Origin of the sequence: Rothia sp. HMSC065C12 (assembly GCF_001812085.1) — a bacterium.
In the GTDB taxonomy this organism is placed as follows: Bacteria; Actinomycetota; Actinomycetes; order Actinomycetales; family Micrococcaceae; genus Rothia; species Rothia mucilaginosa.
On record NZ_KV807671.1, the window covers coordinates 57,980 to 73,735 of the forward strand.

Annotated in this window: 10 protein-coding genes; 9 read left to right on the top strand and 1 reads right to left on the bottom strand. The window is 58.9% G+C overall.

The features are described from left to right. Nucleotides 1-196: 196 nt before the first annotated feature. From purS to purL, 3 genes are read left to right on the top strand one after another with little or no spacing between them, the layout of a single operon-like run. Nucleotides 197-448, top strand: coding sequence for a phosphoribosylformylglycinamidine synthase subunit PurS (gene purS / locus HMPREF2836_RS01640; RefSeq protein WP_005507194.1), 252 nt, complete (start codon nucleotides 197-199; stop codon nucleotides 446-448). A 5-nt stretch (nucleotides 449-453) separates the two neighbouring features. Then, nucleotides 454-1,266, top strand: coding sequence for a phosphoribosylformylglycinamidine synthase subunit PurQ (purQ, locus tag HMPREF2836_RS01645; RefSeq protein WP_070629206.1), 813 nt, complete (start codon nucleotides 454-456; stop codon nucleotides 1,264-1,266). Nucleotides 1,267-1,291: 25 nt separating this feature from the next. Further along, nucleotides 1,292-3,610, top strand: a complete 2,319-nt coding sequence (gene purL, locus HMPREF2836_RS01650) for a phosphoribosylformylglycinamidine synthase subunit PurL (RefSeq protein WP_070629210.1) — start codon at nucleotides 1,292-1,294, stop codon at nucleotides 3,608-3,610. Nucleotides 3,611-3,749: 139 nt separating this feature from the next. Here purL and HMPREF2836_RS01655 read toward each other — a convergent pair whose 3' ends face one another. After that, a complete protein-coding gene (locus HMPREF2836_RS01655; RefSeq protein ID WP_070629211.1) occupies nucleotides 3,750-4,412 on the bottom strand; it encodes a biliverdin-producing heme oxygenase in 663 nt (220 codons plus the stop codon). Nucleotides 4,413-4,649: 237 nt separating this feature from the next. On the opposite strand from HMPREF2836_RS01655, the gene HMPREF2836_RS01660 reads away from it, so the two are divergent. The 6 genes from HMPREF2836_RS01660 to HMPREF2836_RS01685 all read left to right on the top strand — a co-directional run bounded on the left by HMPREF2836_RS01660 (nucleotide 4,650) and on the right by HMPREF2836_RS01685 (nucleotide 15,711). Continuing rightward, entirely contained in the window at nucleotides 4,650-7,022 is a 2,373-nt protein-coding gene (locus HMPREF2836_RS01660) for an HtaA domain-containing protein (protein WP_070629212.1), read from the top strand. A 183-nt stretch (nucleotides 7,023-7,205) separates the two neighbouring features. Further along, on the top strand, nucleotides 7,206-8,369 hold the full coding sequence (locus HMPREF2836_RS01665) for a heme/hemin ABC transporter substrate-binding protein (RefSeq protein ID WP_070615583.1): 1,164 nt from the start codon (nucleotides 7,206-7,208) through the stop codon (nucleotides 8,367-8,369). Continuing rightward, nucleotides 8,369-9,448 carry a FecCD family ABC transporter permease gene (locus HMPREF2836_RS01670; RefSeq protein WP_005507200.1) on the top strand — a complete coding sequence of 360 codons (1,080 nt, stop codon included), beginning with the start codon at nucleotides 8,369-8,371 and terminating at the stop codon, nucleotides 9,446-9,448. Before HMPREF2836_RS01665 ends, HMPREF2836_RS01670 begins: the two co-directional genes overlap by 1 nt. Next, nucleotides 9,445-10,215: a heme ABC transporter ATP-binding protein gene (locus HMPREF2836_RS01675; protein ID WP_012904204.1), complete on the top strand. Its 771-nt coding sequence runs from the start codon at nucleotides 9,445-9,447 to the stop codon at nucleotides 10,213-10,215. Before HMPREF2836_RS01670 ends, HMPREF2836_RS01675 begins: the two co-directional genes overlap by 4 nt. 258 nt (nucleotides 10,216-10,473) lie before the next feature. After that, entirely contained in the window at nucleotides 10,474-13,032 is a 2,559-nt protein-coding gene (locus HMPREF2836_RS01680) for an HAD-IC family P-type ATPase (RefSeq protein ID WP_070629214.1), read from the top strand. A gap of 606 nt (nucleotides 13,033-13,638) precedes the next feature. Beyond that, nucleotides 13,639-15,711: a glucose PTS transporter subunit IIA gene (locus HMPREF2836_RS01685; protein WP_070629216.1), complete on the top strand. Its 2,073-nt coding sequence runs from the start codon at nucleotides 13,639-13,641 to the stop codon at nucleotides 15,709-15,711. The last annotated feature ends 45 nt before the right edge of the window (nucleotides 15,712-15,756 follow it).

Sequence of the window (15,756 nt, forward strand, 5' to 3'; positions counted from 1 at the left end):
AGTAGCTGGCTGGTGGCGCGGACCAGTTACGTTTTTGGCGCTGTGGCCTGTGGGTTTGGTGCCCAGCGCGTGAGAAAAGGGTGACTTGGGGCTCTCTATTTGGTAATTGGTGGTCTCGTCACCTCACTTTCCGCTGTACTGGGGTAGAATGAGATACGGCTCATACAGAACCCACGCACCCAAGGAGTGCCCACACATGGCCCGTATTGTTGTTGATGTTATGCTCAAGCCCGAAATTCTTGACCCGCAGGGTAAGGCTATTTCTCACGAGCTGCCCCGTATCGGCGTTGATTCTTTCGTCGATGTTCGCCAGGGTAAGCGCTTCGAGCTGACCGTCGAGGGTGAGGCAACCGAGGAGCACCTCGCTGCTGCCCGCAAGGCTGCTGAAGAGTTGCTCTCGAACCCCGTCATCGAAGACGTTGTGAACGTTTCGGTTCTGGAGGACTAATACCTATGGCAGAGTCCCTCGCACCCACTGAAGTCCCCCTGGTTGGCGACTTCTCTAGCTACTCCCCGAACCCCGCTTTCGCTGATGCACGCGTTGGCGTGGTGACTTTCCCCGGCACCCTGGATGACCGTGACGCTGCACGTGCCGTCCGTCTGGCTGGCGGTACCGTCGTTGAGCTGTGGCACGACGACGCTGACCTGAAGAACGTTGATGCCGTCATCATTCCCGGCGGTTTCTCCTACGGTGACTACCTGCGTGCCGGCGCTATTGCTGCGAAGGCTCCCGTGATGCGTTCGGTGATTGATGCCGCTAACGCTGCTGGTACCTCCGGTTCTTCGCCCCTGCCTGTTCTGGGTATTTGCAATGGTTTCCAGATTCTGACTGAGTCTCACCTGCTGCCCGGTTCGATGATTAAGAACGATCACCGCAAGTTCATTTGCCGTGACCAGACTCTGCGCATTGAGAATAACTCCACCTCCTGGACGAGCGACTACGCTGCAGGCCAGGAGATTGTTGTTCCTCTGAAGAACCAGGACGGTCAGTATGTTGCTGACCCGAAGACCCTGGAGGCGCTGGAGGCTGAGGGCCGCGTGGTGTTCCGCTACGTTGGTTTCAACCCGAACGGCTCCCGTAACGACATTGCTGGTATCAGCAATGAGCGCGGTAACGTGGTCGGCCTGATGCCGCACCCGGAGCACGCTGTGGAGCCCGGCTTCGGTCCTTCCTCTTCTGGTTTTGGTGAGGTTTCTCTGCGCGGTGGCGCCGATGGTCTCGGTGTGTTCACCTCGGTTCTTGCCAACCTGATTAACGCCCGCTAACGCACGACAAGGATTCTAAGAAGTTATGAGCGAAAAGCAGTTTAACCTCGACACCGTCGAGCACGCGGCGGCAACCCCGGACACCGAACTCCCCTGGGCTGAACTGGGTCTGAAGGAGAACGAGTTCGAGGACATTAAGGAGATTCTTGGTCGCCGTCCTACCGCGGCTGAGCTGGCAATGTACTCGGTCATGTGGTCCGAGCACTGCTCCTACAAGTCTTCTAAGGTTCATCTGAAGCAGTTCGGTGCGAAGGTCACCGAGGAGATGAAGAAGGACCTGATGGTCGGTATCGGTGAGAACGCCGGTGTGACCGATATTGGTGACGGCTGGGCTGTTACCTTCAAGATTGAGTCCCACAACCACCCCTCGTACGTGGAGCCCTACCAGGGTGCTGCGACCGGTGTGGGCGGCATTGTGCGTGACATTATTTCGATGGGTGCACGCCCGATTGCTGTGATGGATCCGCTACGTTTCGGCGCGATTGATCACCCGGACACCGCCCGCGTTATTGGCGGCGTGGTTGCCGGTATTGGTGGCTACGGTAACTCCCTGGGTCTGCCGAACATCGGCGGCGAGGTTGAGTTCGATTCCTGCTACCAGGCAAACCCGCTGGTCAACGCACTGGCTGTGGGTATTATGCGTCACGAGGACATCCGCCTGGCGAACGCATCGGGCGTGGGCAACAAGGTTGTTCTGTTCGGTGCACGCACCGGTGGCGACGGCATCGGCGGTGCGTCGGTGCTGGCGTCCGAGTCTTTCGATGACACCAAGCCCTCGAAGCGTCCTGCCGTTCAGGTGGGCGACCCCTTCGCTGAGAAGGTTCTGATTGAGTGCTGCCTGGAGCTGTTCAAGGGCTCCGTGGTTGAGGGTATTCAGGACCTGGGTGCTGCGGGTATTTCCTGCGCAACCAGCGAGCTGGCTTCTAACGGTGAGGGCGGCATGCACGTCGACCTGACCAAGGTTCTGCTGCGTGACCCCACCCTGACCCCGGGCGAGATTCTGATGTCTGAGTCTCAGGAACGCATGATGGCTGTTGTCTCCCCCGAGAACGTGGAGCGCTTCGAAGCGATCATGAACAAGTGGGGCGTGGAGTACTCCTTCCTCGGTGAGGTCACCAACTCTGGCCGCCTGGTCATCGAGTGGGACGGCGAGGTCATCGTGGATGTTGACCCCCGCACCGTCGCGCACGACGGCCCGACCTACGAGCGTCCTTACGCACGCCCCGAGTGGCAGGATGACGTTCAGGCTAACCACTTCACCGGTTCGGCTGCCGACGATTCCCGCCCGCGCGGTAAGGAGCTGGGCGAGGCAATCAAGGCGTTCATGGCGTCCCCGAACATGTGCTCCAAGTCCTGGATCACCAACCAGTACGACCGCTACGTTCAGGGCAACACCGCCCTGTCCATGCCGGACGACGGCGGCGTGGTGCGCGTGGACGAGAACACCAACCTCGGTGTTGCTCTGGCGACCGACGCCTCCCCGCGTTTCACCTACCTGGATCCGTACGAGGGTGCTCGCGCGTCCTTGGCTGAGGCGTACCGTAACGTTGCGACCGTTGGTGCACGCCCTGTGGCTGTGTCTGACTGCCTGAACTTCGGTTCTCCCGAGGATCCGGACGTCATGTGGCAGTTCGCTGAGGCTGTTCGCGGCCTGGCTGATGGCTGCATGGAGCTGGGTGTTCCGGTGACCGGCGGTAACGTGTCCCTGTACAACCAGACCGGTGGCAAGGCCATTAACCCGACCCCCGTGGTGGCGATGATGGGCGTGATGGATGACGTCACCCGCCGCACCCCTTCGGGTTGGGCTCCTGAGCATGACGGTCAGGCTATCTATCTGCTGGGTACCACTCGCGATGAGCTGGACGGCTCCGAGTGGGCTCGTTTCAAGGGCCACCTGGGCGGTCAGCCGCCGAAGGTTGATCTGGCTCTGGAGCGTCAGCTGGGTGACATGCTGATGAACATGTCTCGTGACGGCATGATTGATGCCGCACACGACGTGTCTGCTGGTGGTCTGGCTGCGGCCCTGTCGGAGGCTTGCCTGCGTTTCAACACCGGTGCCCGCATTGGTCTGGGTGAGGTTGCTGAGCGTGACGGCGTGGACCTGTTCACCCTGCTGTTCTCGGAGTCCCTGGGCCGCGTTGTGGTTTCGGTTCCGCGTTCTGAGGAGGTGCGCTTCAAGGATATGTGCACCGCTCGCCAGTTCCCCTTCGCACGTATTGGTGTGGTGGATGCTGCGTCGAACGCTCTGGACTTCCAGGATGAGGTTTCCATTGACCTGGATGAGCTGCGTGCAGCTCACGAGGGTACTCTCGCTTCTTACTTCGGTGAGGTTGCGAAGGGCTAGTCTTCGACTAGTTTGAGACTAACGCCGAAAGGGGCGGATGCTTGTGAAAGCATCCGCCCCTTTTGTTATGCCCGCTGGCTTGTGCGTTGAGCGGTGAGAGGTTGTGCGTTGAGGCGTTCTGTTTATGCGCGTTCTGGGTTTATACCTCGGCGACCTTGCGGCCCAGCTGTGCGAACAGGGAGGCGTTGATGCGGAAGCCTTCGATGCATTCTTCGATGAGGGCTTCGCGCTGTTCGTCGGTCAGGGGTGCGTTGTCGAGCAGTTCGCGGTAGCCGTCCTTGAAGACCTTGGGCTTGGGCAGTTCGGTGAAGCGGTACATGCTCAGCGCTTCGGCGGGGATGCCGTAGTGGCGGTTGACGAGCGCTGCGACTGCCTGGCCGCCGGAGAGGTCTCCGAGGTAGCGCAGGTAGTGGTGTGCGAGGTAGCGTTCGGGGGAGTTGATGGTGGCGCGGATACGCTCTACGTATTCTGCGGTTGCGGGCAGGGGCGCGTCGATGTCGCCTTCCTGGCCGAGTGCGCGGATGTCTGCACGGATGTATTCTGCGCGGTCGAGGCCGGGGTGGGTGAAGGGTTCGGTGATGGGGCTGGGTTCTGCGCGGTAGTGTTCGGAGACTGCTTCGAGTGCTTCGTAGATGTGCACGTACTGGTTGATGAGGCGCAGGTATGCCTCGGTGTTGAGGGAGCCGCCCATGAGGTCTTCCATGAAGGTGGAGTGTTCGGCGTTGTCGTGGACGTGCTTGGTGCTTTCCTTCAGGCGTGCGGAGAAGCGTTCCTGGGTGGTTTCGGGGGCGGTAATAGTCATGGTGAGTTCCTAAGGTGGCTTGTGGGTGAACAATAAATGTTTTAGTGACACCATGTCACCAAAACCTGTTAATGACATATTGTCACCAAAAACCAGTTTTGGCAATAGTTCTCATAAAAAATTTGCTAAGGTAAACCTTATGAACAAGTCACCCTAGGCATTAAGTTACACAAACATAGGCTAATAGGGCTAGACTTGATACGAACACCACAATCACAAAATTCAAGGAGACACCGAATGTCTACCCCCTCTCTCACCAAGCGCACTTGGGCGTTCTTGGCTTCAGCGACCATCGGCCTCAGCGGCGTCGCCGGCGTACCCGCGGCCTTCGCAGCTGAAACCAACTCCCACGTCAGTGCCGGTGAGGTAACCGCAGCCTCAGAGCAGAGCCTGCAGGACGTCACCGTCAACTGGGGCCTGAAGAAGTCCTTCCGCTCCTACATCAACGGTCCCTTCTCCCAGGGCTCCCAGGAACTGACCGGCGTCACCACCAACGAAGACGGCTCCTACCACTTCACCTCTGCCGAAGGCACCGTAGCCAACGGCGAATACTCGGTCACCTTCACCGGCTCCTCGATTCACTACACCGCTCACCACGGTCTGCTGGAAGTCATCATCTCCGATCTCTCCGTCACCATTAAGGACGGCGTGGGCACCGTGCGCGCCAACGTTCAGTCGCGCCCCTACAACGGCAACACCACCCCGAACGACCTGGTCGAAACCAAGAACATGACCATCGGTACTTTCAACGCCTCCGGTCTGAAGGTTGAGGGTAACACCATCGCCCTGCCCAGCGTTGACGAGGAAAACGGCACCCGCGTCAAGCTTTCCGAAGAGGCAACCGGCGCCTTCGCGGGCTTCTACAAGGCAGGTCAGGAGCTGGATGCACTCGGCTTCTCCGCAACCATCGTGACCAAGGAAGCACCCGCGCCGAGCCCTGAGCCCAGCACTGAACCCAGCGCCGAGCCGACTGCTGCGCCGACCGCAGAGCCGACTGCTGCGCCCAGCAGCGAGCCTTCCTCCGCACCGACCAGCGAGGCACCCAAGCCCGCCGAGCCCACTTCTGCAGCGCCGAGCGTAGCCCCCACCTCCGCGGCGCCCTCCTCCCCCGCCGCAACCACCGAGCCCAAGCGTGAAGAAAAGGTCACCGGCAACGTCGTCGAGTCCGGCACCCTCAGCTGGGATATCCGCGAGTCCTTCCTGAAGTACCTGACCGGCTTCGCGCACGGCTCCGTGAACGTTGAGGGCATGGAGAAGACCGCAGCTGGCGGCTTCAAGTACACTCAGGCATCAGGTGTGTACAACCCCGAGACCAAGACCGGTCAGATCAACTTCGCGGGCACCGCAGAGTTCACCGGCCACAACGGCCAGCTCAAGAGCACCATCAAGAACATGCGCCTGGTCGTCGTCAACGGCAAGGGCACCCTGGTCGCTGACGTGGACGCGCTGACCCGCGACGGCAAGTCCGTTTCTAAGACCGGCCTGGCTATCGCCGAGGTAGACCTCTCCGGCGCGAGCGTGAAGGACGGCGTCTTCTCCGCACAGAACGCAGCAGTCGCGCTCACCGCTGAAGGTTCCGAGGTGCTCTTCGCGGGCCAGTACCGCGGTGCCGACAACGCCATGGCACCGCTGAGCTTCTCTGTAAAGCTCAGCGAGCAGACCGCGGAGAACACCGTTGAGGTTCCCCGCGTCTCTGAGAGCAAGTCCTCCGATAACAAGGGTTCTGAGAACGGCTCTTCCGATAACAGCTCCTCGAACTCCTCCGGTAACTCCGGCGCTAACGGCTCCGGTTCTAACGGTTCGGCAGGCACCTCCGGCAGCGTCTCTAACGGCGGTTCTTCCTCGAACGGCTCTGTCAGCAACAACCCGGCACAGCCGGTCTGCGTACCCGTCACCCGCACCCGCGAGGTGCAGGAGCAGGGCGCGTCCGACGGCACCATTAAGAGCGCAAACCTTGGCTGGGGCGTGCGTGATTCCTTCCGCAACTACGTGCGCGGCGGCATCGCGAACGGTAGCTGGGAGCTGAACGGCACCTCCTACTCTTCGGATGCGTTCAACTGGTCTAACGGTACCGGCACTTTCAAGGGCGGTAAGGGTTCCATCTCCTTCAGCGGTTCGGTTCGTTTCACCGGTCACCACGGCATTCTGGACACCACCATTGCGAACCCGCGCCTTGAGATTAACGGCAATTCCGGCACTCTCTACGCAACCATGAACAGCAATGACCCCTCCGGCAAGGCAACTAACTACGGTGAGGTGGCACTGCTGAAGGTGGATCTTTCGGGTCTGCAGAGCTCCTCTGACGCTGTGAGCGTCAACGGTGCGGCAACCACCCTGACCGCTGAGGGCGCGAAGGCGTTCGCTGGCTTCTACGATGCCGGTAAGGACATGGCTCCGCTGAGCTTCTCCGCGGCGATTAACGGCGCGAAGACCACCACCAAGACCGTGTCCGAGACCGTCTACGAGGGTGAGGGTTGCGACCCGGTCACCGGCAAGCCTCTGGCTTCCACCGGCGCCTCCGGTGTTGAGGGCACCCTAGTTGCAGGCTTCATCGCTGTTGCAGCCGGCGCGGGTACCGTCGTGTACACTCGCCGCCGCAAGAAGGCATAACGGTACCTCACGAGGATGCCCACACTGTCGGCTCGCCCGTGAGACTCAACCATGAGGTTCACCGGTAAGCCGACACGGCCCGTGCGGGGGTGCAGATTTTCACTGCACCCCCGCTTCAGGTGCCAGGTTTTACCCCGGCGCCTACCCCAGTTTTTCTAACTCCCTTTTTTCTGTGAGACGACGATGTTTTCTTCCCTTTCTTCTTCTGCCCTGAACCGCCGCGATGCAATGAAGTATGCAGCGTTCTCCATCACTTCCGCTTTTCTGCTGAGCTCTTGCGGTGTGGGTACTCAGAACCCGGCCGCTTCTTCAAGCACTTCGCAGGCTGTGGTGGATGAGCAGAGCACCCGCACCGTTTTGGAGAACCTTGCCGATCAGCTGCGTTCTTCTATTGCCCCTGATCAGAAGGCTCTGCGCGGCCCCAATAGCGCCGCAGATACCCCCGAAATTCAGCCGATGGTCGATACCCCCACCCCGGCTTTCCCCGTGACGTTCAAGGATTTCAACGGCACCGAGGTGACCGTTAAGTCCGCTGACCGTGTGCTGGCGCTGGACCTGTACGGCACTCTGGCTCAGCAGATGATTGCGCTGGGTCTGGGCAGTCGCCTGGTCGGTCGTGTCACCTCCTCGACGGAGCAGTCGCTGGCTCATCTGCCGCTGGTGACCCAGAACGGTCACGACCTGAACGCTGAGGCGATTCTGGCGACCTCCCCGGACCTGGTGCTGTGGGATAAGAGCAACGGCCCGATTGAGATTGTGGATCAGCTGCGCGCAGCGGGCGTGACCGTGGTGGTCTTCGATCATGAGCGTCGTATGGATAAGATCATTCCGCAGCTCAAGGCTGTTGCGCAGGCGCTGGGTGTTCCGGAGGCGGGCGAGCAGGTTGCTGCTCGCGTGCAGAAGGACCTGGATTATGCCCTGCAGGTACTCAAGGACGTCGCCCCGAAGGGTGCACAGCAGGTGTCGTTCGCGTTCCTGTACGTGCGCGGTACCGCTGGCGTGTTCTTCGTGCTCGGCAAGGGTTCGGGCGCTGACGATTTGATTCAGGCTATTGGCGGCAAAGATGTGGCGTCTGAGCAGAACGCGACGAATATTATTCCGGCGACCAGTGAAGCGCTGGTGAAGCTGAACCCGGACGTCATTCTGACCATGAGCGGCGGCATTAAGTCCACCGGCGGTTTGGATGGTTTCTTGGCTCGCCCGGGTGTGGGTGAGACGACTGCCGGTAAGAATAAGCGCATTATCGATATGGGTGACGGCCAGATTCTGTCCTATGGCCCGAATACTCCGGCGGTGTTGCTCTCGCTCGCTAAGGCTGCGTACTCCACTCCTGCGGGAGGCCAGTAGTGGCTGCCGTGAAGAGTGCGGCGGGTGCGCGGGATTATCGTGCTTCACGTCGGCGTCGTGCCGGTCTGACGTTTACGTTTTTGGCGGTGGCACTGTGCGTTGTGATGGTGCTGTCTGCGGGTTTGGGTCAGTACAATATCCCGACTGATCAGGTGGTTGCTTCTGTGGGCCGCCGCCTGGGTCTTGCGCCGGAGAACCCGGCGATGCAGCTGGCGGATAGCACTCTGTGGAATATCCGTTTCCCGCGTGTGCTGTTGGGCGTGCTGGTGGGTGCCGCTTTGGGTACTTCCGGTGCGGTGATGCAGTCGGTGTTTGGTAACCCGTTGGCTGAGCCGGGCGTGATTGGTGTTTCCTCGGGTGCGGCGGTTGGCGCGTGTTTGTCGATTGTGTTGAACCTGCAGTTCTTCGGTATTTTCACGACTCCTGCATTCGCGTTTGTGGGTGCGTTGGCGGCTACTGCGCTGGTGTATTTCCTGTCGCGTTCTTCGGGTCGTGCGAAGGTCCTGTCGATGATTTTGACGGGTATTGCGGTGACTGCGGTGGCGAATGCGATTATTGCGTTCCTCATGTTTATTGCTGATACGACGAGCCGCGATCAGATTGTGTTCTGGCAGATGGGTTCGCTGAACGGTTCCACGTGGAAGGCTGTGGCGAGCGTATGGCCGGTTATTCTGATCGGCTTGGTAGCGTGTTTTGTGATGGCTTCTTCGCTGGATGTTCTGGCGTTGGGTGAGCGTGCGGCGCAGCATTCGGGCGTGAACGTGGAGCGCCTACGTGCGGTGTCTATTGCGGCGACGGCTTTGTTGACGGGTGCTGCGGTGGCGTATGCGGGCATTATTGCGTTTATTGGTCTGATTATTCCTCACCTGTTGCGCATGATTTTGGGTCCGTCGAATCGTGTGTTGTTGCCGGCTTCGGCGTTGGGTGGCGCGCTGTTGATTGCGCTGTCTGATTTGGGTGCGCGTACGCTGGTGCCTTTTGCTGATTTGCCGATTGGTATTTTTACGGCTTTGGTGGGCGGCCCGACGTTCTTCGTGTTGTTGCGTCGTTCCCTGGGTCAGGGCGGAGGTGCTTCGTGAGTGAGTTGTTGAGCCTGTCCGGTGTGTGTTTTAACGCTGGTGGGCGTCAGATTTTGAATGACGTGTCTCTGTCGGTTGCTGCGGGCGAGGTTGTGTCGCTGATTGGTCCTAATGGTGCCGGTAAGTCGACTCTGTTGGGTGTGATTGCTGGTGATATTGCGCCCAGTGGCGGTGAGATTCTGTTGGATGGCACCCCTCTGGGTTCGATTCCTGCCCGTCAGATGGCTCGTCAGCGTGCGATGCTGTTGCAGAAGTTGAATGTGGCGTTTTCGTACACGGTGCATGAGGTGGTTCAGATGGGCCGTACCCCGTGGAAGGGCACGGAGCGCGCTGAAGAGGATGACGCCGTGGTTGCTTCGATGATGGAGCGTACGTCGGTGACTCATTTGTCGGATCGCGATATTACGACTCTGTCCGGTGGTGAGAGTGGCCGTGCGCATTTGGCGCGTGTGTTTGCTCAGCAGACTCCGCTAATTCTTTTGGATGAGCCGACTGCGGCGTTGGATATTACGCATCAGGAGCAGACGTTGCGGGTGAGCCGTGAGTTGGCTGCTGAGGGTGCTGCGGTGTTGACGGTGCTTCATGACTTGGATGTGGCGGCTGCGTATTCTGACCGTATGGTGTTGTTGCGTGGTGGTGAGGTGGTTGCTTCGGGTGCCCCTGAGCAGGTGTGTTCGGCGGAGTTGTTGTCTGAGGTGTATCAGCATCCGATTGAGGTGTTGAGGCATCCGGTGACGAATCGTTTGTTGATTCTGCCGGAACGCTGATTCTGCCGGAGCGTTGAGTTTGCTGACGCGCTGATTTTATGGGGCGTTAGCGACCCATTCCGCAAACACTTTCCACATCAAAATATGCCAGTATTCGTATATATTAAATCTCCGTTCTGGAATGACTGTAACTATCAGCTCATTACAGGGCGGAGATTATCTTTATCCCCTTCTGCACGGATACACTGAAAGGTAGTGTCCGCAATACTGAACTCTATTCAGTTCAGCATTCCATCCATTCGAGAAAGAGACCCCCGCATGGATCCTCAGCAGAAAACGGCAGCGCCTGCCGTTGCCGGCTACATTCCCGAATATTCTGAAACACCGCATAGCGGATCTTTCGATATTGCCCAGCACGGTTTGAGCAGCGATGATGTTGCTCGCCTGACTGCTGAAGGTAGGGTCAATACCCAGAACAATAAGTCTTCTCGCACGCTGTGGAGCATTATGCGTGCGCACCTGTTCACGGTCTTCAACTTTGTGTTGGGTGCCTGTGGTGCCGTAGTGATCATGTACCAGCGTTGGGCTGATCTGCTCTTCCTGGCGGCTGTTATCGCTAACGTGGTGATTGGTTTTGTGCAGGAGTACAAGGCGAAGCTTGAGCTGGACCGCATCTCCCTGCTGGACCGCTCCCCCGCTACTGCCGTGCGTGACGGCAAGAGCGTTGAGGTTCCGATGGAGCAGCTGGTTGAGGGTGACGTTGTCATCCTCAAGCGCGGCGATCAGGTTCCCGCGGATGCTGTTGTGCTCACCTCCGATTCTTTGGAGCTGGACGAGTCCCTGCTGACCGGTGAGAACGACCCGATTGCTAAGCGCCCCGGCGATATGGTGCTGTCGGCATCAAGTGTATTGGGTGGTACCGGCCGCGTCCTGCTCTCTCACGTGGGTGCGAATTCTCGTGCAAGCAAGATTTCTGATGAGGCGCGTCAGTTCTCGCGTATTCAGTCTGAGCTGCGTGATGCGTTGAACCGTGTGGTCCGCTGGATTACGGTGGGCCTTGCGGTCATTATTCCTGTGGTGTCGTGGGGTCAGATTCAGGCGGCTGGTGGCCTAGAGACCGTGCAGCAAAACCGCCTGTGGGAGCAGGTTTCTATTGCTGTGGTGTCCTCGGTTGCTTCGATGATTCCGCAGGGTCTGGCGCTGATGACTACTCTGGCGTTTGCGGCGGCAGCTGTGGCGCTGGGCCGTAAGCACAATATCCTGGTGCAGGAGCAGCCTGCGGTTGAGGTTCTGGCTCGTGTGGACGTGGTCTGCTTCGATAAGACCGGTACTCTCACCGAGGGCGGCGTGATTTTTGATTCGGTGCGCCCGCTGGACACCGTTGCTGAGGCTGGGGGTCCCGACGCTGACTCTGCCGAGCACACTTCCTGGCGTGCTTCTCTGCCCGCTGGCTGGAATGAGGCGCTGGCGTGGTTCGGTCATGACGAGAACGCGAACCCGACTGCGGCGGCTCTGACCGGCGGTTTCCCGGATGCTTCCTCGGCGTCGGTGAGCGGTATTGTGCCGTTCTCTTCGGCTCTGCGTTTTAGCGCGATTGAGTTTAAGGATTCGGGCGCCTGGCTTCTGGGTGCTCCGGAGGCGCTTCTCGCCAAGGGCACCGCTGAGCGTGAGCGTGCCGCCGAGTTGGCGGCGTTGGGTCTGCGCACGATGGTTTTGGCGCATGCTTCTGCGGTGGTTCGCAATGAGAAGGATGAGCCGATCCAGAAGATTCCGTCGGATGCTGCCCCGGTTCTGTTCGTGATTTTCCGTGAGAATGTGCGAGCGGATGCGCCTGAAATTGTGGAGTATTTCCACCGTCAGGGTGTGACTCTGAAGGTCTTCTCGGGTGATAACCCGTTCACTGTGGCTGCGGCTGCGAAGACTGCGGGCATGGATACTTCTGCGGGCGCGGTTGATGCGTCGACTCTGCCTGAGGACGGTCCGGAGCTTGCTGAGGCTGCGGCTACTCACAATATTTTCGGTCGTGTGTCGCCCGAGCAGAAGAAGAACATGGTGATTGCCCTGAAGGAGCGCGGCCATGTGGTGGCGATGACCGGTGACGGCATTAACGACGCTCTGGCGCTCAAGCATGCAAGCTTGGGTATTGCGATGGGTAACGCTGCTCCGGCGACGAAGGCTGTTTCTCGTCTGGTTCTTCTGGACGGTAAGTTCTCGTCTCTGCCGGCTGCGCTGGAGCAGGGCCGTCAGGTCATTACGAACATTGAGATGGTGGCGAACCTGTTCTTGACGAAGACTGGTTTCGCGATTCTTCTGGGCGTTCTGTTCAGCCTCTTCGGTTTGACCTTCCCGTTCTTGCCGCGTCAGTACTCGACTGCGGACTTCTTGATTGTGGGTGCGTCGTCCTTCGCGTTGACTCTGTTGCCGAATTCGCGCCGTTATGTGCCGGGCTTCTTGCGCCGCGTGCTGAATTACACGGTTCCGAACTCGATTATTGTGGTTGCGATGCTGTTGGCGGTGACGTTCACGGCTCGCGGCATGGGTGTTGATGATATCCGTCAGATTCAGACGGCTTCGTTCATCACCCTGGTGATGATGGGTCTGTGGAACTTGGCTGCGGTGGCTCGCCCGTTCAACCGTGCTCGTGTTCTGCTGTTTGGTGCGTTGCTTGCGGTGTTCTTCGCGGCGTTGTTCGTGCCGATTCTGGTGGAGTACCACCAGTTCGTTACTGTGCTTCCGCATCTGCTGTGGACCTCGCTGGGCGCCGGTGCTCTGGGTGCCGCGCTGATTGAGGTGAATGCGCATCGTAATCGCCGTTGGCAGAAGCGTAATTACCCTGAGCTGGAGGTTGCTCCGCTGAATTTCTTCCCGGCTAAGTAGTTAGTCGGAAGGTAGCTGCTTCGGTAGCGTGTGGGCCCCGTATCCTGTGGATGCGGGGCCCTTCCACGTCTTCATGAGCGCCGTCTTCATGAGCGCCCAGTCCGGGGCGTATCTGGGCGTACCGGAGGGCTCTGGGACCCTGCCTAGGCTTTGCCTGAGCCCTGCTGGAGTCCAGCCGGGAGGCTCCCCGCAGGCAGCGCCGAGAGCGTGTCTCAGCTATTCTCAGCTATCACTTGGATGAAACATTTAACAGCTTCTGATAGCTTTTGCCTCTCACCTTGCTCTTAACCTGGGAAAACCCTTAGAGTTACAGGGAACTATTTGAGAAGAGAAACCTTCTTCAGGGTTGTTACTGGTTTGGCAGGCAAGACCTGAGTTACTCAACACCGTATGGGACGGCAGCATATATCTGCCGAGAATCCCCTCTATTTGCTGTACCGAAGCTCCATAGTGGGCACGAGTGTAGTGCTTCCGGTGGTCGAGAGACTCGGGTCTTTTGTGTTTTCTGGACGTGTTTTCCGGGGCTTTTCGGCTACCGCAGCGTCAGGTAGGCACAGCCTCCGGCAACAACCGCATAGACATTGACCGCATATCTAAGGAAGTATCGTGAATAACCGCGAACTTGGCGAGAAGATTCTTGACGGCCTGGGTGGCCCCGAGAACATCGCGCACATTACTCACTGTGCAACCCGCCTTCGTGTCACTCCTGTGTCTAACGATGCAGTGCAGAACAAGAAGATTGAGGGCCTGCCCGGCGTTCTCTCTGTGATTGAGCAGTCCGGCCAGACTCAGGTTGTTCTGGGCGATCGCGTTGAGGCTGTGTACAACGAAATCAACGCTCTGCCTTCTATGTCCGGCCACGCTGAGGGTGACACCAAGGTTGAGGCTGAGGGCAAGAAGTCCGGCTGGCTTACCAACGTCTTCGACGTTCTGTCTGACTCCTTCCGTCCTCTGCTGTGGGCACTTCTGGGTACCTCGATGATTCTGACCCTGATTGTGTTCCTGCAGCAGCTGGGCTTCTTCGGCCAGTACACTGACTTGACCGGTCAAAGCGTGAACATCGACATCATTAACGGTGCTCGTGTGGCTGACCCGGAGGCTGCTAAGGCTCTGAACACCCAGTGGATGCAGCAGTTCGCTTTCTGGTACATCCTGAAGGCTGCTTCGCTGTCGGTTCTGAACTTCATGCCCATCATGCTGGGTGCTACCGCTGCTAAGCGTCTGGGCGCGAACATGTGGGTTGGTGCGGCTATCCCCGCTGCACTGATGACCGGTACCTTCACCGATCTGACTGCTCTGGCTGACAAGACCACTAAGATTCTGAACGTTCCGTTCTTTGGTCTGGATCTGCCGCTGTACGCATTCAGCTACACCGGTCAGGTCTTCCCCCCGCTGCTGGCTGTTGCTCTGCTGGCTCCGTTTGAGCGCTTCCTGAAGAAGGTTATTCCTTCGATGCTGCAGATGGTGTTTGTACCGATGATTTCGGTCATCGTTCTGGTTCCGGTGACCGCGTTCCTGGTTGGCCCCATCGGTATCGGTGTTGCTATGGGTATCTCTGACTTCCTGAAGATGGTTAACGACCAGGCTCCGGCTCTGGTTGGTGCTCTGATTGCTGGCCTGTACCTGTTCATGGTTCCGCTGGGTCTGCACTGGCCGCTGAACGCTGTCATGATTAACAACCTGCAGACCATGGGTACTGACTTCATTCAGTCCCCGATGGGTGCATACAACTTCGCTGTGTTCGGTGTTGTGACAGGTGTGGCTATTAAGGCTAAGCACGACCGCGAGCTGCGCCAGACCGCTGTTGGTGCGTCGATGTCCGGTCTGCTCGGTGGTATTTCTGAGCCGTCCCTGTACGGTGTTGTGCTCCGTTACAAGCGCGTGATTCCGATTATTCTGGTTCCCGCTGTTATTGGTGGTGCTACCATTTCCTTCCTGGGCGTTAAGTCCTACGCGTTCGCGTTCACTTCGCTGCTGTCGATTCCGGCTATGCAGCCCTCGTACCTGTACGTGATTGGTCTGGCTATTGCGTTCTTCGGCGCTATGACCGGTGTTCTGCTGTTCGGTTACGAGTCGAAGGCTGACGCTGTAAGGCACGCTGCGGAGCGTAAGGCTGAGGATGCTGAGGCCGCTCCCAAGGCTGAGGCTGTTGCTGCTAAGGCTGCTCCGGCTGCTGCCGCTACTGCGACCGCCGCTGCTGCACCCGCTGCTTCCGCCGGTGAGGTCATTGAGCTGCACGCTCCCATTGAGGGTACTGCTGTTGCTCTATCTGATGTTCCGGACCCGATTTTCGCTGCTGGCAAGCTGGGCGAGGGTGTGGCTATTGAGCCGACCGGTACCACTGTTGTTGCTCCCGCAGCCGGTAAGGTTGCTGCAACCTACCCCTCGGGCCACGCTGTGGGTCTGAAGCTGGAGAACGGTATTGAGCTGCTGATTCACGTTGGTCTGGATACCGTGAACCTGGACGGTAAGGGCTTCAGCGTGAAGGTTGCTAAGGGCGATGTTGTTGCTGCTGGCGACGCTCTGATTGAGTTCGATCCTGAGGTTATCAAGGAGGCGGGTTACCCGCTGATTACCCCGGTTATCGTGACCAACACCCGCAAGTTCGCTGAGGTCAAGGGTCTGCCGGGCGTTGCTCACCAGAACCTGAGCACTGTCCTGAAGGTGACCACTAAGTAGTTCGCTTTCTAGGCTCTAAGGGGCCCCACCATTGTGGTGGGGTCC